Annotated in this window: 12 protein-coding genes, 4 tRNA genes, 3 rRNA genes and 1 other RNA gene; 4 read left to right on the plus strand and 16 right to left on the minus strand. The window is 55.9% G+C overall.

Annotated elements, in window-relative coordinates; translation table 11 throughout:
* Positions 1-5 precede the first annotated feature (5 nt).
* From J0X03_RS22660 to J0X03_RS22675, 4 genes are all read right to left on the minus strand, one after another.
* Positions 6-80, minus strand: a tRNA-Gly gene (locus J0X03_RS22660).
* 37 nt (positions 81-117) lie between these two features.
* A non-coding RNA gene (locus tag J0X03_RS22665) (RtT sRNA) lies at positions 118-233 on the minus strand.
* 46 nt (positions 234-279) lie between these two features.
* Positions 280-364 (minus strand) — tRNA-Tyr (locus J0X03_RS22670).
* A gap of 25 nt (positions 365-389) precedes the next feature.
* Positions 390-465, minus strand: a tRNA-Thr gene (locus J0X03_RS22675).
* A 396-nt stretch (positions 466-861) separates the two neighbouring features.
* Here J0X03_RS22675 and J0X03_RS22680 point away from each other — a divergent pair.
* Both J0X03_RS22680 and coaA read left to right on the plus strand, forming a co-directional pair.
* Entirely contained in the window at positions 862-1,410 is a 549-nt protein-coding gene (locus J0X03_RS22680; protein ID WP_033644356.1) for a GNAT family N-acetyltransferase, read from the plus strand.
* A gap of 219 nt (positions 1,411-1,629) precedes the next feature.
* Positions 1,630-2,580: a type I pantothenate kinase gene (gene coaA / locus J0X03_RS22685; RefSeq protein ID WP_025304936.1), complete on the plus strand. Its 951-nt coding sequence runs from the start codon at positions 1,630-1,632 to the stop codon at positions 2,578-2,580.
* Positions 2,581-2,628: 48 nt separating this feature from the next.
* Here coaA and birA read toward each other — a convergent pair whose 3' ends face one another.
* The 11 genes from birA to J0X03_RS22740 all read right to left on the minus strand — a co-directional run bounded on the left by birA (position 2,629) and on the right by J0X03_RS22740 (position 15,765).
* Positions 2,629-3,591, minus strand: coding sequence for a bifunctional biotin--[acetyl-CoA-carboxylase] ligase/biotin operon repressor BirA (gene birA, locus J0X03_RS22690; protein ID WP_160203898.1), 963 nt, complete (start codon positions 3,589-3,591; stop codon positions 2,629-2,631).
* On the minus strand, positions 3,588-4,625 hold the full coding sequence (murB, locus tag J0X03_RS22695; RefSeq protein ID WP_033644353.1) for a UDP-N-acetylmuramate dehydrogenase: 1,038 nt from the start codon (positions 4,623-4,625) through the stop codon (positions 3,588-3,590). Before murB ends, birA begins: the two co-directional genes overlap by 4 nt.
* 377 nt (positions 4,626-5,002) lie before the next feature.
* Positions 5,003-5,118 (minus strand): 5S ribosomal RNA (rrf, locus tag J0X03_RS22700).
* A 99-nt stretch (positions 5,119-5,217) separates the two neighbouring features.
* A 23S ribosomal RNA gene (locus tag J0X03_RS22705) occupies positions 5,218-8,124 on the minus strand.
* Between the two features lie 239 nt (positions 8,125-8,363).
* A tRNA-Glu gene (locus J0X03_RS22710) sits at positions 8,364-8,439 on the minus strand.
* Between the two features lie 88 nt (positions 8,440-8,527).
* Positions 8,528-10,069, minus strand: a 16S ribosomal RNA gene (locus tag J0X03_RS22715).
* Together the 16S, 23S and 5S rRNA genes with 1 tRNA gene alongside form the textbook arrangement of a ribosomal RNA operon.
* 400 nt (positions 10,070-10,469) lie before the next feature.
* A complete protein-coding gene (hemG, locus tag J0X03_RS22720; protein ID WP_033644954.1) occupies positions 10,470-11,003 on the minus strand; it encodes a menaquinone-dependent protoporphyrinogen IX dehydrogenase in 534 nt (177 codons plus the stop codon).
* Positions 11,004-11,024: 21 nt separating this feature from the next.
* Positions 11,025-12,476: a Trk system potassium transporter TrkH gene (trkH, locus tag J0X03_RS22725; RefSeq protein WP_004934492.1), complete on the minus strand. Its 1,452-nt coding sequence runs from the start codon at positions 12,474-12,476 to the stop codon at positions 11,025-11,027.
* Between the two features lie 34 nt (positions 12,477-12,510).
* A complete protein-coding gene (locus J0X03_RS22730) occupies positions 12,511-13,125 on the minus strand; it encodes an IMPACT family protein (RefSeq protein ID WP_033644956.1) in 615 nt (204 codons plus the stop codon).
* Positions 13,125-14,456, minus strand: a complete 1,332-nt coding sequence (gene pepQ / locus J0X03_RS22735; protein WP_033644957.1) for a Xaa-Pro dipeptidase — start codon at positions 14,454-14,456, stop codon at positions 13,125-13,127. Before pepQ ends, J0X03_RS22730 begins: the two co-directional genes overlap by 1 nt.
* Positions 14,457-14,568: 112 nt before the next feature.
* Positions 14,569-15,765, minus strand: a complete 1,197-nt coding sequence (locus J0X03_RS22740) for an MFS transporter (RefSeq protein WP_180995575.1) — start codon at positions 15,763-15,765, stop codon at positions 14,569-14,571.
* A 233-nt stretch (positions 15,766-15,998) separates the two neighbouring features.
* Between J0X03_RS22740 and fadB the strand changes: the two genes are divergently transcribed.
* Together fadB and fadA are read left to right on the plus strand one after the other, a co-directional pair.
* Entirely contained in the window at positions 15,999-18,188 is a 2,190-nt protein-coding gene (gene fadB, locus J0X03_RS22745; protein ID WP_103101681.1) for a fatty acid oxidation complex subunit alpha FadB, read from the plus strand.
* 10 nt (positions 18,189-18,198) lie between these two features.
* Positions 18,199-19,362, plus strand: coding sequence for an acetyl-CoA C-acyltransferase FadA (fadA, locus tag J0X03_RS22750; RefSeq protein WP_033644961.1), 1,164 nt, complete (start codon positions 18,199-18,201; stop codon positions 19,360-19,362).
* Positions 19,363-19,534: 172 nt separating this feature from the next.
* Here the strand turns inward: fadA and fre are convergent, their stop codons facing one another.
* On the minus strand, positions 19,535-20,236 hold the full coding sequence (gene fre, locus J0X03_RS22755) for an NAD(P)H-flavin reductase (protein ID WP_033644962.1): 702 nt from the start codon (positions 20,234-20,236) through the stop codon (positions 19,535-19,537).
* Between the last annotated feature and the right edge of the window lie 7 nt (positions 20,237-20,243).

Genomic DNA, 20,243 nt, shown 5'->3' on the forward strand with positions numbered 1-20,243 from the left:
CATCTTGGAGCGGGCAGTGGGAATCGAACCCACATCATCAGCTTGGAAGGCTGAGGTAATAGCCATTATACGATGCCCGCATCCTGGAACTCGGCTACCTGATTTTTCTGTAGAATTTTGGGGATAGAGCAGGATTGTTCATCACTCGGCTCGTATCCTTCGGGCCGGCTGCGCCTCGCGCTGCACAACTCGAACCTTGCCGAAGGCTTTCGCCCTCTCCTCCCGCCATCAACCGTTGCGGTGTTTATCGCATCTCAGTTAATCGCCGAAGGCAAGATTTGGTGGTGGGGGAAGGATTCGAACCTTCGAAGTCTGTGACGGCAGATTTACAGTCTGCTCCCTTTGGCCGCTCGGGAACCCCACCAGATTTTAACTACTTGTGACTTGAATGGTGCCGGCTACCGGAATCGAACTGGTGACCTACTGATTACAAGTCAGTTGCTCTACCTACTGAGCTAAGCCGGCATCAAGTGCAGCGCATTCTAGGTAGAGCGGGCGACCTATGCAACAAAAAAATTGCTTTACGCGCACTTTCGCTCATAAATCAGTCAATTTTGCATGCTGTCATGCAATTCGCAGCCTGTGGCGTGCAAACATTCATCACTTGCGGCAATCATTCTCTACAATTTTATCCACTTTTTGCAAGCTTTGAACGCCCCTTTCTCCGTGTCGGGCTTCTCAAAACACGTAACCCACGACGGTAAACCGTGAGCGGGATCGATGCACCAAAAAGAGGATGGCTGCCCTGGTTCGTGGCGTGAACTACACTTATTCCTCGCCCTTTCGCCGTGGCTATGCCTTTTATCGCTCTGGCGCAGTTATTGCTTATCTTCATTACCCCCATATCTGGAGGAATGACCGATGAAAATAGTGCCTATTAACGCCGCTACGCTCCCGATTTATCGCGATGAATTGGCTCGCCTGTTGACCGATGCGGTCACCCACGGCGCTTCAGTGGGCTACGACACCTTAATCCCGCATGAAGACGCCGAGAGTTACTTCCACAGCCTGCGTCCGGCCTTGGCCAAGGGTGAGCTGCTATTGTGGATTGCCCGCGACGAACGCGGCGTCGTTGGCACCGTTCAACTCGAGCTCTGCCAGAAACCGAATGGCCGTAATCGTGCGGAGGTAGTGAAACTGCTGGTTCATAGCCGCGCTCGTCGCAACGGCGTAGGCCTGGCGCTAATGAAGACGTTGGAGCAAGCGGCACTGCAACAGCAGCGCGGGCTACTGTATCTGGATACACAGGCCGGTTCGGCGGCAGAAGCACTTTATCGCAGTCTGGGCTATCGCTGCCTGGGTGAAATGCCTGACTATGCGGCCGGACCCGATGGCTATTACCACTCAACCGTCATTTATTACAAACGTCTGTTCACCGTGACCCCGTCTTCACGCGCTATCGCCAGCTAACCTTCAGGCGGTATCCTGACTCCATGATACCGCCTTGCAACCCCGCTTTATCAACTGCGCGCCGCTTCGCACAATTGACATAAACTGCTGCCTATCGACAACTTTTGCGAAAAAAGTCTACGCCAAAAACGAAGCTGTCTATAATATGCAGCTTGTTTATTCTCTGGAGTTGGCGTCCGGCGCCTTTCCCAACCTGCGTTAACAGGCAGAATTTGGCTTATGATAAAAAGAGATCAATCTTTAGCAACGCCTTACCTACAGTTCGATCGTACCCAGTGGGCTGCGTTGCGAGATTCGGTGCCGCTGACGTTGTCGGAAGAAGAGATCGTTAAACTGAAAGGGATTAACGAAGATCTCTCGTTGGAAGAAGTTGCGCAGATTTATCTGCCGCTGTCACGACTGTTGAACTTCTATATCAGTTCCAACCTGCGCCGGCAGGCGGTACTGGAACAATTCCTCGGCACCGACGGGCAAAAGATTCCCTATGTCATCGGCATCGCCGGCAGCGTAGCCGTCGGCAAGAGCACGACCGCACGTCTGTTGCAGGCGCTGCTGAGCCGCTGGCCGGAACACCGCAGCGTTGAGCTGATCACGACCGACGGCTTCTTGCATCCAAACAAGGTGCTGAACGAACGCGGTTTGATGAAGAAAAAAGGCTTCCCGCAGTCTTACGATATGCATAGCCTGGTGAAGTTCGTGTCGGAAGTGAAATCCGGCGCCAAACGTGTCACCGCCCCGGTTTATTCCCATTTGATCTATGACGTTGTGCCCGAAGGTAATAAAGTCATCGAACAGCCGGACATTCTTATCCTGGAAGGGCTTAACGTATTGCAAAGCGGTATGGATTATCCTCACGATCCGCATCGCGTATTCGTTTCCGACTTCGTCGACTTCTCTATATATGTCGATGCGCCGGAGACGCTATTGCAAAGCTGGTATATCAACCGTTTCCTGAAATTCCGTCAGGGCGCATTTTCCAATCCTGATTCTTATTTCCATAATTATTCAAAATTGCCGGAACCGGAGGCGATTAATATTGCCACGCAATTATGGAATGAAATCAATGGATTGAATTTGCAGCAGAACATACTGCCTACCCGCGAACGCGCGAGCCTGATTATGACCAAAAGCGCCAACCATGCCGTTGAAAGCGTGCGTTTAAGAAAATAAGCCTACCGAACGATCAAGGGGACGCTGCCGTCCCCTTGTCTTTTCTCACTATTCCGCGCTGCGCAGCGATATCTCTCCGCCGATAAAGGGTTTGATTTCCCCTTCTTGTTCCAGCAGGAGTGCACCTTGCGCGTCGATACCCCGGGCGATACCCACAATCTGTCGCTCGCCAATCAGCAGTTTGACCGGTCTGTCGATAAAATTATCCAGCGTGCGCCAACGGCCAATGAATGGCGCCAGCCCATCTATCTCGAATTGTTTTAAGGACTGCCGCAATTCATTAAGCAGAGTGGCGGTCAGCTCATTACGATCGATGTTAATACCGGCTTCTTGCAGGTTGATCCAACCTTGGTTGATCCCACTCGCATTGGTATCCCGCATCGCCAAATTAATGCCGGCGCCGATGACCAACTGAGCCGCGTCGCCGGTTTTCCCCGTCAACTCGACCAAGATCCCTGCCAATTTACGATCGTTCAGGTAAAGATCGTTGGGCCATTTGACTCGCACATCTTTAGCGCCAAGACGCTGCAAGACCTCCGCCATCACCATGCCGATCACCAGGCTCAGCCCCATCGCCGCAGCTGGCCCCTGTTCCAATCGCCAAAACATCGACAGGTATAAATTGGCGCCAAACGGCGAAACCCACTGACGCCCACGACGACCGCGGCCGGCCAGTTGGTACTCAGCGATGCAGGCGTCGCCAGATTGCAGCGTTTCGATACGATCCAGCAAATATTGATTGGTAGAGTCTACGACCGGCAGCACGGTAACTCGCTTGTCGTCCAGCCCTCTAAGAATGCGTTCCGCCTCCAATAGCTGCATGGGAGCAGGCAAGCTGTATCCTTTCCCCGGTACAGTAAAGACATCCAGCCCCCACTCGCGAACGGTTTGAATATGCTTATTGATCGCGGCACGGCTCATGCCCAATGACTCACCGAGCTGTTCCCCGGAATGGAATTCACCGTCGGCCAATAGCGCGATCAGTTTTAACGGGACCTTGGTATCTCTCATGACAGCACCACCACAGCGTTCAATTCGCCAGTTGCGCCAATGAAACGCACCTCAGGTTCCAGCCATACGCCAAATTTATCGGCCACAGTCTTACGGACATGGCGCGCCAGAGCCACCACATCCTGACTATGCGCATTATCGATATTCACCAGCACCAGCGCCTGCTGGCGGTGTACGGCTGCGCCACCGATGCGATACCCCTTCAGTTCGCACTGATCGATCAGCCAGCCAGCGGCCAGCTTCACCTGACCATCCTGCTGCGGATAATGCGGCATGCCGGGATATTGTGTGATGAGTTCTGCGGCTTTCCCCGCGTTCACCAGCGGATTCTTGAAGAAACTGCCGGCATTACCGGTTTCGCGCGGGTCCGGCAGCTTGCTGCGGCGCATGGCACATACGGACTCGAATACCTGAAGTGGCGTCACCGTGGCGGGATCCAGCTTGGCCAGATCGCCATAGCTCAACTTGGGTTGCCACTGCTTGCTCAGACGCAGACCCAGCCCGACAATGGCATGCCCAGTTTGGAAGCGATGTTTGAAAATGCTTTCCCGATAGCCGAAACCACAATCGGCTGCCGGAATGCGATCGATGGCACCCGTAGAGAAGTCCAGCAGGTCGACATACTCACAGACATCTTTCAATTCGACGCCATAGGCACCGATATTCTGGATAGGCGCGGAGCCGGCCAATCCAGGAATCAACGCCAGGTTCTCCAACCCGCAGATCCCGGCCTGCAGCGTATATTGCACCAGATCGTGCCAATTCTCACCGGCGCTGACATGGAGATACCAGGCATCGTTATCTTCTCGAACATCGATGCCCTTCAGTTGGTTAACCATGACCGTACCCGAAAAGTCTTCCAGGAACAGTACGTTGCTACCTTCACCGAGAATCAGCAGCGGCTCCTGACGCTTGCGCGTTTGTTGCCAGACTTTGAGCATCAACTCAATTCTATCGGCGATGACCAGGTGCGCTGCGTTGACCGGGAGCGCAAAAGTATTGTGGTTTTTTAAAGACGCGCTTTCAGTAGACATAACGTTCAGTACCCATGCGGAAATAATCTTTTGCTTAGTCTACTCGATTCGAAGCGTCTGGCTAATATTTGTTTTAATTAACGTGAAATTTATCGAGTAATGCACTGAAGAATTAGGATTTATCTTTGATATAACAGGATAATTCTTATCAACATGTTCATAAATAGGCATTTTTATTATTTAAATAATAATCTTAATCTATCAATTATATATTGAGCTGGTTATTCTCCTGCTCAAAAGCATTATACGTGCTTATGTAAATAAGCAACGTCCGCTGAAATAGGTATTTTTCTAAGCAATAGATACGATCAGGGGATTTATTTTACGCATAGCAAAAAGCCCTGAACGTCAGTTCAGGGCTTTCGGCTTTATTTGATGCCTGGCAGTGTCCTACTCTCGCATGGGGAGACCCCACACTACCATCGGCGCTACGGCGTTTCACTTCTGAGTTCGGCATGGGGTCAGGTGGGACCACCGCGCTATTGCCGCCAGGCAAATTCTGTTTCATTCCAACCGCTTCACTTCCATGAAGCCATCAGAACCAATCTTGGAACGTCGCTGAAAATCTCTCTAAAAACACCTTCGGTGTTGTAAGGTTAAGCCTCACGGATCATTAGTACTGGTTAGCTCAATGCATCGCTGCACTTACACACCCAGCCTATCAACGTCTTAGTCTTAAACGTTCCTTCAGGGGCCTTGAAGGCCCAGGGAAGACTCATCTTGAGGCAAGTTTCGCGCTTAGATGCTTTCAGCGCTTATCTTTTCCGCACTTAGCTACCGGGCAATGCCATTGGCATGACAACCCGAACACCAGTGGTGCGTTCACTCCGGTCCTCTCGTACTAGGAGCAACCCCTCTCAATCTTCCAACGCCCACGGCAGATAGGGACCGAACTGTCTCACGACGTTCTAAACCCAGCTCGCGTACCACTTTAAATGGCGAACAGCCATACCCTTGGGACCTACTTCAGCCCCAGGATGTGATGAGCCGACATCGAGGTGCCAAACACCGCCGTCGATATGAACTCTTGGGCGGTATCAGCCTGTTATCCCCGGAGTACCTTTTATCCGTTGAGCGATGGCCCTTCCATTCAGAACCACCGGATCACTAAGACCTACTTTCGTACCTGCTCGAGCCGTCACTCTCGCAGTCAAGCTAGCTTATGCCTTTGCACTAACCTCACGATGTCCGACCGTGATTAGCTAACCTTCGTGCTCCTCCGTTACTCTTTGGGAGGAGACCGCCCCAGTCAAACTACCCACCAGACACTGTCCTCACCCCAGATTATGGGGCCGAGTTAGAACATCAAACATTAAAGGGTGGTATTTCAAGGATGGCTCCACGCAGACTGGCGTCCACGCTTCAAAGCCTCCCACCTATCCTACACATCAAGGCTCAATGTTCAGTGTCAAGCTATAGTAAAGGTTCACGGGGTCTTTCCGTCTTGCCGCGGGTACACTGCATCTTCACAGCGAGTTCAATTTCACTGAGTCTCGGGTGGAGACAGCCTGGCCATCATTACGCCATTCGTGCAGGTCGGAACTTACCCGACAAGGAATTTCGCTACCTTAGGACCGTTATAGTTACGGCCGCCGTTTACTGGGGCTTCGATCAAGAGCTTCGCCTTGCGGCTGACCCCATCAATTAACCTTCCAGCACCGGGCAGGCGTCACACCGTATACGTCCACTTTCGTGTTTGCACAGTGCTGTGTTTTTATTAAACAGTTGCAGCCAGCTGGTATCTTCGACTGGCTTCAGCTCCATCCGCAAGGGACTTCACCTACATGCCAGCGTGCCTTCTCCCGAAGTTACGGCACCATTTTGCCTAGTTCCTTCACCCGAGTTCTCTCAAGCGCCTTGGTATTCTCTACCTGACCACCTGTGTCGGTTTGGGGTACGATTTAATGTTACCTGGAGCTTAGAGGATTTTCCTGGAAGCAGGGCATCAACTACTTCTGCACCGTAGTGCATCGTCATCACGCCTCAGGGTTAGCATGCAACCGGATTTACCAGGTCACACCCCCTACACGCTTAAACCGGGACAACCGTCGCCCGGCTAGCCTAGCCTTCTCCGTCCCCCCTTCGCAGTAACACCAAGTACAGGAATATTAACCTGTTTCCCATCGACTACGCTTTTCAGCCTCGCCTTAGGGGTCGACTCACCCTGCCCCGATTAACGTTGGACAGGAACCCTTGGTCTTCCGGCGAGCGGGCTTTTCACCCGCTTTATCGTTACTTATGTCAGCATTCGCACTTCTGATACCTCCAGCAACCCTCACAGGCCACCTTCAACGGCTTACAGAACGCTCCCCTACCCAACAACGCTAAGCGTCGCTGCCGCAGCTTCGGTGCATGGTTTAGCCCCGTTACATCTTCCGCGCAGGCCGACTCGACCAGTGAGCTATTACGCTTTCTTTAAATGATGGCTGCTTCTAAGCCAACATCCTGGCTGTCTATGCCTTCCCACATCGTTTCCCACTTAACCATGACTTTGGGACCTTAGCTGGCGGTCTGGGTTGTTTCCCTCTTCACGACGGACGTTAGCACCCGCCGTGTGTCTCCCGTGATAACATTCTTCGGTATTCGGAGTTTGCATCGGTTTGGTAAGCCGGGATGGCCCCCTAGCCGAAACAGTGCTCTACCCCCGAAGATGAGTTCACGAGGCGCTACCTAAATAGCTTTCGGGGAGAACCAGCTATCTCCCGGTTTGATTGGCCTTTCACCCCCAGCCACAAGTCATCCGCTAATTTTTCAACATTAGTCGGTTCGGTCCTCCAGTTAGTGTTACCCAACCTTCAACCTGCCCATGGCTAGATCACCGGGTTTCGGGTCTATACCTTGCAACTAATCGCCCAGTTAAGACTCGGTTTCCCTACGGCTCCCCTATACGGTTAACCTTGCTACAAAATATAAGTCGCTGACCCATTATACAAAAGGTACGCAGTCACACCACGAAGGTGCTCCCACTGCTTGTACGTACACGGTTTCAGGTTCTATTTCACTCCCCTCGCCGGGGTTCTTTTCGCCTTTCCCTCACGGTACTGGTTCACTATCGGTCAGTCAGGAGTATTTAGCCTTGGAGGATGGTCCCCCCATATTCAGACAGGATGTCACGTGTCCCGCCCTACTCATCGAACTCACGACCTGTGCATTTTAGTGTACGGGGCTATCACCCTTTACTGCGCGACTTTCCAGACGCTTCCACTAACACACAAGCCGATTCAGGTTCTGGGCTCCTCCCCGTTCGCTCGCCGCTACTGGGGGAATCTCGGTTGATTTCTTTTCCTCGGGGTACTTAGATGTTTCAGTTCCCCCGGTTCGCCTCATGCCACTATGTATTCATGACATGATAGTGTGTCGAAACACACTGGGTTTCCCCATTCGGGTATCGCCGGTTGTAACGGTTCATATCACCTTACCGACGCTTTTCGCAGATTAGCACGCCCTTCATCGCCTCTGACTGCCTAGGCATCCACCGTGTACGCTTAGTCACTTAACCTCACAACCCGAAGATGTTTCCATCGTTCGCGCTGCAAACATTTGAGAGACTCTATGACAGGTTACTCTTCATCCCAGTACATCTACGGAGGGACAAATTTCAGCCGTCATGTTTCAATTTTCAGCTTGTTCCAGATTGTTAAAGAGCAATATCTTAAACATGACTCGGAAGTCATCTTTAAGATATGGTGTATCGTCAGATACTTGGGACCGCCGCTTTCACCGGGTGGGTCGGAAGCTTGGCGTCCCCTAGGGGATTCGAACCCCTGTTACCGCCGTGAAAGGGCGGTGTCCTAGGCCTCTAGACGAAGGGGACACGACACCGTACTTTTATGACGCTTTTGCTCGTTACTTTTTCATCAGACAATCTGTGTGAGCACGCCACGCGAACTAATATCTTTAGGTAAGGAGGTGATCCAACCGCAGGTTCCCCTACGGTTACCTTGTTACGACTTCACCCCAGTCATGAATCACAAAGTGGTAAGCGCCCTCCCGAAGGTTAAGCTACCTACTTCTTTTGCAACCCACTCCCATGGTGTGACGGGCGGTGTGTACAAGGCCCGGGAACGTATTCACCGTAGCATTCTGATCTACGATTACTAGCGATTCCGACTTCATGGAGTCGAGTTGCAGACTCCAATCCGGACTACGACATACTTTATGAGGTCCGCTTGCTCTCGCGAGGTCGCTTCTCTTTGTATATGCCATTGTAGCACGTGTGTAGCCCTACTCGTAAGGGCCATGATGACTTGACGTCATCCCCACCTTCCTCCAGTTTATCACTGGCAGTCTCCTTTGAGTTCCCGGCCGAACCGCTGGCAACAAAGGATAAGGGTTGCGCTCGTTGCGGGACTTAACCCAACATTTCACAACACGAGCTGACGACAGCCATGCAGCACCTGTCTCAGAGTTCCCGAAGGCACCAATCCATCTCTGGAAAGTTCTCTGGATGTCAAGAGTAGGTAAGGTTCTTCGCGTTGCATCGAATTAAACCACATGCTCCACCGCTTGTGCGGGCCCCCGTCAATTCATTTGAGTTTTAACCTTGCGGCCGTACTCCCCAGGCGGTCGATTTAACGCGTTAGCTCCGGAAGCCACGCCTCAAGGGCACAACCTCCAAATCGACATCGTTTACAGCGTGGACTACCAGGGTATCTAATCCTGTTTGCTCCCCACGCTTTCGCACCTGAGCGTCAGTCTTCGTCCAGGGGGCCGCCTTCGCCACCGGTATTCCTCCAGATCTCTACGCATTTCACCGCTACACCTGGAATTCTACCCCCCTCTACGAGACTCTAGCTTGCCAGTTTCAAATGCAGTTCCCAGGTTGAGCCCGGGGATTTCACATCTGACTTAACAAACCGCCTGCGTGCGCTTTACGCCCAGTAATTCCGATTAACGCTTGCACCCTCCGTATTACCGCGGCTGCTGGCACGGAGTTAGCCGGTGCTTCTTCTGCGAGTAACGTCAATTGATGAGCGTATTAAGCTCACCACCTTCCTCCTCGCTGAAAGTGCTTTACAACCCGAAGGCCTTCTTCACACACGCGGCATGGCTGCATCAGGCTTGCGCCCATTGTGCAATATTCCCCACTGCTGCCTCCCGTAGGAGTCTGGACCGTGTCTCAGTTCCAGTGTGGCTGGTCATCCTCTCAGACCAGCTAGGGATCGTCGCCTAGGTGAGCCATTACCCCACCTACTAGCTAATCCCATCTGGGCACATCTGATGGCAAGAGGCCCGAAGGTCCCCCTCTTTGGTCTTGCGACGTTATGCGGTATTAGCTACCGTTTCCAGTAGTTATCCCCCTCCATCAGGCAGTTTCCCAGACATTACTCACCCGTCCGCCGCTCGTCACCCGGGGAGCAAGCTCCCCTGTGCTACCGCTCGACTTGCATGTGTTAAGCCTGCCGCCAGCGTTCAATCTGAGCCATGATCAAACTCTTCAATTAAAAGCTTGATTTGCTTCCACTCGAGAAGCGGTGCTCAAAGATTTACTGCATGAATTTTACTTCAGTTAGTCACTCTTCAAGACTTGATATTTTTTTTGCATCCGAAGATGCTGGATATCGTCTTGTGGAGTGCCCACACAGATTGTCTGATAAATTGTTAAAGAGCAGTGAGTTAGGCGCTTTCGCTTGCTAACTCGAGGTGGCGTATATTACGCTTTTCACCCGGAGAGTCAAGCGTTTATTTCGCTTTCCTCTCGCTGACCCGGCGGCTTGTCAGTCGTTGTTCCCGGTCAGTGGAGGCGCATTATAGGGAGTTCTCGGCAGGCCGCAACCCCTAAATGCAAAAAACTTTTCAAGCGCGGATTTTTTCGGCAAAACGCTGGCCAAACCCGCATTTTTGTCACTTTTCGTACTGAATCTGGCTAAATTCCTGGGCGAAACGATCGACTTGCTGCCAATCTGTGTACTCAACTTCCTTACTGGTATCCGTTTCTCCACCGGTCATACGCATAATAAATTGAATCATGATGCGATCGAACCAGCGATAACGTGGATAACGCAATGCCCCGGCAAACACCGCGCACTGTTTTGGCTGCCACGGCGACGCCAACAGGAACTTGCGGGTATAGGCGTTGGTTTGCGGCGAACGCTTTTCCGGTTTGCGCGCGGTCAGATTGACGGCAAAGAATGCACTCGGCATCCGATTCAACTGTTCGGCATGACGTTTAACGAATTTATCCAGCGCCGGGTTAAAGTGCCCGTAGCGAATAGAAGCGCCGATCATCACCTGCTGATACTGGCTAAGGTCGATCTGTTCCGCCTGCAACAGATCGATAACCTCACAGCGCAGTGTATCCTGCAATTTGCTTGCTATATAAGAAGCGATAGCACGTGTTTGCCCGTCACGGCTCGAATAAAGTATCAATGCCTTCATGGCGTACTCCTTATAACAGGCTCACTCACGCCAGAAGGTTGGCGTGAACAGCACCAGCAATGTAAACACTTCCAGGCGCCCGAACAGCATCGTCACCACCAGGATCCACTTGGCCGCCGCCGGCATCGTGGTGAAGTTGTCCGCCACCACGCCCAGACCAGGACCAAGGTTATTCAGCGTTGCCGTCACTGCGGCAAACGCGGAGAAATCATCAACGCCGGTCGCAATGATCGCCAGCATGCTGACGATAAACACCAGCGCATAGGCGGAGAAGAATCCCCACACTGCTTCCAGAATACGTTCCGGCAGTGCGCGATTGCCCAATTTGATGGTATAGACCGCGTTGGGGTGCACCAGCCTTTTCAACTCGCGCGAGCCCTGCAGGTACAACAGCAGAATACGGATCACCTTCAGGCCGCCGCCGGTCGAACCGGCGCAACCGCCGATGAATGCCGAACACAGCAACAGCATCGGCAGGAACAGCGGCCACTTGGCGATGCTGTCGGTCGTAAAACCGGCCGTGGTCGCCATCGATACCACCTGGAAGAACGCCTGATTGAGCGTTTCCATACCGCTCTTATAGACGCCATGTCCCCAGAGCACCAACGTGCACACCACCACCAGCGTCAGTTGAACGAAGATAAACATGCGGAATTCAGGATCGCGCCCATAGACCTTCAGACTGCGGCCGCTTAGCAAAGCGAAGTGCAGACCGTAGTTACAGCCGGAAATCAGCAGGAACACGGCAATGATGGTGTTGATGGTCGGGCTGGCGTAATAACCGATACTGGCATCGTGGGTAGAAAACCCGCCAATGGCGATGGTCGAGAAACTGTGGCCGATGGCGTCGAACACCGACATCCCGGCCCCCCAGAGCGCCAGCGCACAGGCGACGGTCAGCAACACATAGATTAGCCACAGGGTTTTGGCGGTTTCGGCAATACGCGGACGCATCTTGTTATCTTTCAGCGGCCCGGGCATTTCCGCCCGATACAGCTGCATGCCCCCGACGCCGAGTATCGGCAGTATCGCCACCGCCAACACGATGATCCCCATCCCGCCCATCCATTGCAGCATTTGGCGATAGAACAGGATGGCCTTAGGCAACGAGTCCAGCCCCACCAGCGTCGTTGCGCCGGTAGTCGTCAATCCCGAGAAGGATTCAAAGAAGGCGTCGGTCAGCGACAAATTAGGACGTTCCGAAAACAGGAACGGCAATGCCCCCACGCTGCCCAGCACGGTCCAGAACAGCACAACGATCAGGAAACCTTCACGCGGCTTCAGCTCGTGTTTCTGCTTACGGTTCGGCCACCACAGCATCAGCCCGATGGTCAACGCCACGAAGAACGTTTGGCTGAACGCTCGCCCCGCCCCATCGCGATAAATCAATGCCACCAGGCCGGGAATAAACATCGTCCCGGAGAACAGGATGACCAGCAGACCAACGATACGGGTTATGGCGCGAAAATGCATTTCAGCACGATCCTTAGCAATTCAATTGGGAGGATTATTGCGAAATGGGGGTTAATTGCAAATTACCGCGACTGAGATCACGCAATTTATTCCCAAACAGCTCGACCTCAGTCGCCGGCAGCGCCAAATGCAGCACGACGGCGGCGCCGTATTCACCCTGCAGGATCCGACCTGCGATTTGCTGCAACAAGTTCTCCACCAGCGCCAACTGCGCATAGTCGCACTGCAAGATATATTCGGCTTCGGGCACCTTTTGCGCCAGCGCCAGCTGCTTCAATGCCTGTTGAACACCGTTGCCATAAGCTTTCACCAGCCCGCCGGTGCCCAGCTTGACACCGCCGTAGTACCGAACGACTACGGCGGTCACTTCACCGATACCGCTGCCCATCAGCTGCGCGAGGATAGGTTTGCCGGCAGTGCCCGACGGTTCTCCATCGTCGGAGAACCCCAGCTGCTGCGAATCATCGGGGCTACCGGCGACGAAAGCCCAACAGTGGTGCCGCGCCGCCGGGTGCTCATCCCGCACCTGCTGAATAAACGCCTTTGCCGCCTCCACCCCGCCGGTCGGCGCCAGCAGGGTGATGAAACGGCTCTTCTTTATCTCTTCGGTAAAGCAGGTTGCTTCCGCCGGTATCGGGTACGGCCGCATCAAGCCAGGTTCAGATCGCGCGTCATGTTCTCGATGCGCTTTTCATGGATCACGATGTTGTCTTCGATGCGAATACCGCCATACGGTTTCAGCGCATCGATGCGATCCCAGGCGAAGTGCTGCTTGAACTCGCCGCTGCGCCACGGCGCCAACAGAGACTCGATGAAGTACAGACCCGGTTCGATGGTCAACACCATGCCCGGCTGCAACACGCGGGTGCAACGCAGGAATGGGTACTTGGACGGCGCCGCCAGATGGGTGCCTTGCTCATCCTGCATAAAACCGGCGGCGTCGTGCACCTGCAGGCCCAACGGATGGCCCAACCCGTGCGGCAGGAACGGCGTGGTGATACCCGTTTCGACCATCGCCTCTTCGCTGAGGCCATTCACCAGTTTGTGATTCTTGAGCAGCTTGGCGATGCGCTGATGCATCTGCACATGATAGTCGGTGTAACGCACGCCGGTTTTAATGGTGTCGATCAGCGCCAGCTGTTCACTATTGAGATCTTTCACCAGATGAGCGAACTCGCTGCCGCTTTGCGCCGCATAGGTACGCGTCAGATCGGCGGCGTAGCCGTTATATTCCGCCCCGGCGTCGATCAGAAAACTCAGGGACTCGGCCGGCGGCTGATGATCCAGCTTGGTGTAGTGCAGCACCGAAGCGTGCTCGTTCAACGCCACGATGTTGTCGTAAGGCACATCGGTATCGCGATGGCCGGTAGCCGTCAGGTAGGCCAGATTGATGTCGAACTCGCTCATGCCGGAGAGGAAGGCCTCATGCGCGGCACGATGGCCGGTTACCGCCGTCTTCTGCGCTTCGCGCATGCAGGCCAGCTCATAGCCGGTTTTAATCGAACGGTGGAAATCCAGGTAGTTCAGCACCGCTTTCGGGTTGATGTTTTCCGAAGGGATGCCGAGATCGCGGGCGCGCTGTTGGGCATAACCGATATAGCCGACGCGCTCACGCTGCGGCGGCAGCTGCTGCGCGATCGCATCGGCGTTGGCCAGCGGCATCAATTCGAGGGACTTGGTCCAGAAACTGTTCGGCAGCGGCTCTACGCTGTGCCAGTAGTCAACCGGGGAGTAGAACCACAGCTTCGGCTTGTTGACGCCATCTATCCACAACCAGCAGTTCGGCACCGACGTCACCGGCACCCAGGCTTTGAAATGCGCGTTCACTTTGAACGGGTAGCTATGGTCGTCCAAAAATACCTTTTGCAGTTCCCCGGAGTGAATCAGCAGCGCATCCAACTTGTTGCGCTCCAGCACTTCACGCGCGCGTTTTTGCAGCTCTGCCAGGTGGTCGTTATACAAAGAAGCCAGCGTTTCCATCACAGTACCCTTATGCCTTAGCACGAAAGAAGCCATCTTAACACAGCGCTCCGACGCACCAACCTCATCGCGTTGGGCATGCGGAGCAGCTCGCAATTCCCTGCAAATGCCGTTACATCCGCAGCTTAACCATTAACCAGCCGCCCAAACCGAGCAGCGCTATCGCCAGCGCCCACAGGCCATGGTGTTCCAACAACACCGCGCCGGCCGCGGCGACGCCCGCCAGACACTGCTGCAGAAAGCCACACAGCGCCATCGCATAAGCGCCGTACTCTTTGGCATCGCTGACCGCCATCGCCATGCTGTTGGGAAACAGCACCGCCTGGCCAAAAATGGTCAGGCAATACAGCGCGATGAACAGCGCCATGCCGGAAAGGCCGGCCAGGACGCCGCTCCACCACAGCAGCAGGATCGCCGCCGTCGCCAGCGCCACGATGCCGCTGCCGGCCTGCATCAGTTTTTTCCCGCCGAGACGCGCCACCGTACGGTTCACCGTCAGCGCCCCGCTGAAGTAGGCGACGCCGATCACCAGCCCCAGGGCGCCGAACGCCGTGACGTTGAGACCAAACTCCTGCTGCATGACGAACGGACTCACTTCCTGCAGTGTCACCGTGGTGGCAAACCCCAGCCCGCCGACGCAGGCCGGCCAAAAGAACCCAGGCCGCCGCAGGATGGCAAAGTAGGTTGCCGCCATCGCCGGGCGCACGCCCCCTGCCCGTCCCGCCTCCAGCGGCAGCGTCGCCATCAGCGCCAGAATGATCAAACCGGTGGCGCCCATCAGGACGAAGCCCATCTGCCAGTGCGCATATTGGCTCAGCAGGCCACCGATAAACTGACCGCCGCCCAGCGCGGTGATAAAGGCGATGGAGAGCACCGACAGACGCCGCGCCAGTTCGTCCCCGCTCCAGTTATCCCGCACGATGATGCGCGCGATGATCGCCGCACCGCCGGCACCCACGCCCTGCAGCGCACGCAGCGTCAGCAATTGGGCGCCGTTGCTGCACAGCGCCAACAGCCCGCTGCAGCCAATGAAAAGAAATAAAGACAGCGTCAGGGGCGCGCGGCGGCCAAAGCGATCGGCGGCCGCGCCCCAGAACAGCACCGGCAAGGCGGCGCCGATGACGAAGATTGAAATGGACAACTCGGTGGCGCGCCGGCTCATCGCCAGCTCCCGCATCACCGTCGGCAGCGAAGGCAAGTACACGGTCGTCGCCATTTGCGCCATAAACACCAACAGACACGCCAGCGTCATGGTTCTGGCGGGAATGCTCCATAAGCCGCTGCGTTTAACACAAGCCGCCTTAGTCATGCGTAACCTCGTCTGAATGTTCATTCGCTGCGAGCAAGTGTATGAGGGCCGACAAGCTCCGGCAAATGCCGATAGCACATAAAATATAACTTCGTTTCAAATCAAAAAACTAACTTAGCGACATGTGATCAGACCAGCAAAAATGCAATCTCTCATTTGCATATTGTTAACATAAAAACCACACTCCTCTTCATCTGGTCATACCAGATCATACGCTGATTCAGGAGATAGACATGCTCTACCAAGGCGAAACATTACAACTGCACTGGCTCGATAACGGCATCGCCGAGCTGGTGTTCAACGCACCGGGCTCGGTCAACAAGCTGGACACCCGCACCGTCGCCAGCCTGGGCGAAGCGCTCACCATGCTGGAAAACCAGCCAGGGCTCAAGGGGCTGCTGCTGCGCTCCACCAAAGCCGCATTTATCGTCGGCGCCGATATCACCGAATTCCTTTCTCTGTTCGCCGCGCCGGCTGAAAAGCTGCAGGAGTGGCTGGTATTCGCCAACAACGTCTTTAACCGGCTGGAAGATTTGCCGGTGCCGACCATTTCGGCCATTAACGGCTATGCGCTCGGCGGCGGTTGCGAATGCATTTTGGCGACCGATTTCCGCGTCGCCTCACCGGACGCGCGCATCGGCCTGCCTGAAACCAAATTGGGCATCATGCCGGGCTTCGGCGGCTCCGTCCGCCTGCCGCGCCTGCTGGGTAACGACAGCGCGCTGGAAATCATCGCCGCCGGCAAAGACGTCAGCGCCAAAGACGCGTTGAAAGTCGGCCTGGTCGATGCGGTAGTGGCGCCGGAAAAACTGGCCGAAGCCGCGCTCAACATGCTGCAACAGGCGATCGACGGCAAGCTGAACTGGCGCGCCGCGCGTCAACCGAAGCTGGAGCCGCTGAAGCTCAGCCCGATCGAGGCGGCAATGAGCTTCACCACCGCCAAAGGCATGGTGCTGCAGACCGCCGGCAAACATTACCCGGCGCCGATGACCGCGGTGAAAACCATTGAAGCCGCCGCCAAGCTGGGCCGCGATGAAGCACTGAAACTGGAAACCGCCAGCTTCGTGCCGTTGGCGCGCTCCAACGAAGCGCGTGCGCTGGTCGGCATCTTCCTTAACGATCAGTTCGTGAAGGGTCAGGCGAAAAAGCTGGCCAAGAATGTGGACGCGCCGAAACAGGCGGCGGTGTTGGGCGCCGGCATCATGGGCGGCGGCATTGCTTACCAATCGGCGTTGAAAGGCGTGCCGGTGATCATGAAGGACATCAGCGACAAATCGCTGACGTTGGGCATGAACGAAGCGGCCAAGCTGCTCAATAAGCAGTTGGAACGCGGCAAGCTGGATGGCCTGAAAATGGCGCAGGTGCTGTCGACCATTCAGCCGACGCTGGACTACGCCGGCATCGAGCGCGCGCAGGTGATCGTCGAAGCGGTCGTGGAGAACCCGAAGGTCAAAGCCGCCGTGCTGTCGGAAGTGGAAAACCTGATCGGCGAAGACACCGTTCTGGCGTCGAACACCTCGACCATTCCGATTAATCATCTGGCAAAATCGTTGAAGCGTCCGCAAAACTTCTGCGGCATGCACTTCTTTAACCCGGTACACCGTATGCCGCTGGTCGAAATCATCCGCGGCGAACAAACCAGCGACGAGACCATTGCCAAAGTGGTGGCCTACGCCAGCCGCATGGGCAAAACGCCGATCGTGGTGAACGACTGCCCGGGCTTCTTCGTCAACCGCGTGCTGTTCCCATACTTCGCCGGCTTCAGCCTGCTGCTGCGCGACGGCGCCGACTTCCGTCAGATCGATAAAGTGATGGAAAAACAGTTTGGTTGGCCGATGGGCCCGGCCTACCTGCTCGACGTGGTGGGCATCGACACCGCACACCACGCGCAAGCGGTAATGGCGGCCGGCTTCCCGGAGCGCATGAGCAAAGACTATCGCGACGCCATTGACGTGATGTTCGACAACCAGCGCTTCGGTCAGAAAAACCAGCTGGGCTTCTACCGCTACAGCCAGGACAACAAAGGTAAGCCGCGCAAGGACAACGACGAGCAGACCGATGCGCTGCTGGCAGAAGTGAGCCAACCGCGCCAGACCATCAGCGACGAAGAGATCGTTGCGCGCATGATGATCCCGATGATCAACGAAGTGGTGCGTTGCCTGGAAGAGAAGATCGTCGCCAGCCCGGCCGAAGCCGATATGGCGTTGGTCTACGGCATCGGTTTCCCTCCGTTCCACGGCGGCGCGTTCCGCTACCTGGATACGCTCGGCACCGCCAACTACGTTGAGCTGGCCCAGCGCTACGCACACCTCGGCGCCCTGTATCAGGTGCCGGCCGGTCTGCGCGCCAAGGCCGAACGCAATGAAAGCTACTACCCGGTGGCGACACCGCTGTCCGACGTCGCAACCCGCCAACCGGCATGAGGTCATAAAGATGGAAAACGTAGTTATTGTTGATGCCGTACGCACGCCGATGGGCCGCTCCAAGGGCGGCGCCTTCCGCCAGGTGCGCGCCGAAGATCTCTCCGCTCATCTGATGCGTGAAGTGCTGAGCCGCAACCCGGCGCTGAACGCCGACGAGATCGATGACATTTACTGGGGCTGCGTGCAGCAGACGCTGGAACAAGGCTTCAACATCGCCCGCAACGCCGCGCTGCTGGCCGAGATCCCGCACCGTGTGCCGGCGGTGACCGTCAACCGCCTGTGCGGCTCTTCGATGCAGGCGCTGCACGACGCGGCGCGCGCCATCATGGTTGGCGACGCGCACATCAGCCTGATCGGCGGCGTGGAACACATGGGCCATGTGCCGATGAACCACGGCGTGGATTTCCATCCGGGCCTGAGCCGCAGCGTAGCCAAGGCCGCCGGGATGATGGGGCTGACCGCCGAAATGCTGGCCAAGATGCACAACATCAGCCGCCAGATGCAGGATGAGTTTGCCGCCCGCTCCCACCAGCGCGCGCATGCGGCGACGCTGGCGGGTTACTTCAAAAACGAGATCATTCCGACCAACGGCCATGATGCCGACGGCGTGCTGACCCGTTACGATTTTGACGAAGTCATTCGCCCGGAAACCACCGTCGAAAGCCTGTCGGCCCTGCGTCCGGCGTTCGATCCGGTCAACGGCACCGTCACCGCCGGCAGTTCCTCCGCCCTGTCGGACGGCGCTTCCGCCATGCTGCTGATGAGCGAATCGCGCGCCAAAGCGCTCGGTTTGAAGGCCCGCGCCCGCATCCGCTCGATGGCGGTCGTCGGCTGCGATCCTTCCATCATGGGTTACGGCCCGGTGCCGGCCAGCAAGCTGGCGCTGAAACGCGCCGGTCTGAGCGTGCAGGACATCGATCTGTTCGAGCTGAACGAAGCGTTCGCCGCCCAGTCGCTGCCGTGCATCAAAGATCTGGGGCTGATGGACAGCATCGACGACAAGATTAACCTGAACGGCGGCGCCATCGCGCTCGGCCACCCGCTGGGCTGTTCCGGCTCCCGCATCTCGACCACCTTGTTGAACAACATGGAACGTCGCGACGCGCAGTTCGGCCTGGCGACCATGTGCATCGGCCTGGGCCAGGGTATCGCCACCGTGTTTGAACGCGTTTAGCTGTGTCTATCTTGGGATGACCGCGTCACCACTTCAAATCGCGGCATCCCGCCAAGTTTAGTTGCCGTTCTTCCCGCCTGTCAGGGGCGGGTTTTTTATGCCTGAAATTTGCCGACGCCCAAATAAAAACGGGGCGACCCTCGGCCACCCCGTTCACTGCGCATCGCCTCTGTCAGATAAACGAAAACGCGTCGCCAAACATATGCGCTTCCTGCGCGCCGCGCTCGGCGCAGAAACGCTCGCGGGCGATTTTCGCCATCTCGAAACGCCCGGCGATGTAGATGTCATGCTCCGCCAACGTGCCGAAATCCTGCAACACCGCGCTGAGCACGGTGCCGCTGCGGCCACGCCATTCCGCCTCCGGCTGCTCGACCACCGGGATCACCTTCAGGTTCGGGTGTTGCACCGACAGCGCTTCCAGCTCGCTCAGATCGTACAGGTGCTTCAGCTCACGCCCGCCCCAGTAGATGGAAATGTCGCGATCGGGCTGCTGCTCCAACGCGGTCAACAGGATTGAGCGCGCATAGGAGAAGCCGGTGCCGCCGGCGATCAGCACCAGCGGACGGCTGCCCTCTTCCCGCAGCCAGGCGTCGCCGTGCGGCATATCGACGGTGATCGCCTGCTCTTTCAGAATGCGATCCATCACCGCCATGGCGTACAGATTCAGCTCCGAAGCACCGATATGCAGCTCGATATAATCTTGCTGCGTCGGGGTTGATGCCAGCGAGAACGGACGTTTGTCGCGCTCGTCCATCACCACCATCAGATATTGCCCTGCCTTGAAAGAAAACGGCTGCTCGGGCACCAGACGTACCCGATAAACCGTATCGGTAATGGCCTCTACCGAGGTCACTTTACAGCTCAATATTGTCATGCGTTCC

The sequence above is a fragment of the Serratia ureilytica genome (assembly GCF_017309605.1).
In the GTDB taxonomy this organism is placed as follows: Bacteria; Pseudomonadota; Gammaproteobacteria; order Enterobacterales; family Enterobacteriaceae; genus Serratia; species Serratia ureilytica.

Bases quoted from the DNA above. Each gene is read 5' to 3' on its own strand.
- J0X03_RS22730 (WP_033644956.1), bottom strand. From the start codon at position 13,125: ATGCGGCCGTACCCGATACCGGCGGAAGCAACCTGCTTTACCGAAGAG.
- pepQ (WP_033644957.1), bottom strand. From the start codon at position 14,456: ATGGAAACGCTGGCTTCTTTGTATAACGACCACCTGGCAGAGCTGCAA.
- coaA (WP_025304936.1), top strand. From the start codon at position 1,630: ATGATAAAAAGAGATCAATCTTTAGCAACGCCTTACCTACAGTTCGAT.
- murB (WP_033644353.1), bottom strand. From the start codon at position 4,625: ATGTCTACTGAAAGCGCGTCTTTAAAAAACCACAATACTTTTGCGCTC.
- birA (WP_160203898.1), bottom strand. From the start codon at position 3,591: ATGAGAGATACCAAGGTCCCGTTAAAACTGATCGCGCTATTGGCCGAC.
- J0X03_RS22680 (WP_033644356.1), top strand. From the start codon at position 862: ATGAAAATAGTGCCTATTAACGCCGCTACGCTCCCGATTTATCGCGAT.
- J0X03_RS22740 (WP_180995575.1), bottom strand. From the start codon at position 15,765: ATGACTAAGGCGGCTTGTGTTAAACGCAGCGGCTTATGGAGCATTCCC.
- trkH (WP_004934492.1), bottom strand. From the start codon at position 12,476: ATGCATTTTCGCGCCATAACCCGTATCGTTGGTCTGCTGGTCATCCTG.
- fadB (WP_103101681.1), top strand. From the start codon at position 15,999: ATGCTCTACCAAGGCGAAACATTACAACTGCACTGGCTCGATAACGGC.
- fadA (WP_033644961.1), top strand. From the start codon at position 18,199: ATGGAAAACGTAGTTATTGTTGATGCCGTACGCACGCCGATGGGCCGC.
- hemG (WP_033644954.1), bottom strand. From the start codon at position 11,003: ATGAAGGCATTGATACTTTATTCGAGCCGTGACGGGCAAACACGTGCT.
- fre (WP_033644962.1), bottom strand. From the start codon at position 20,236: ATGACAATATTGAGCTGTAAAGTGACCTCGGTAGAGGCCATTACCGAT.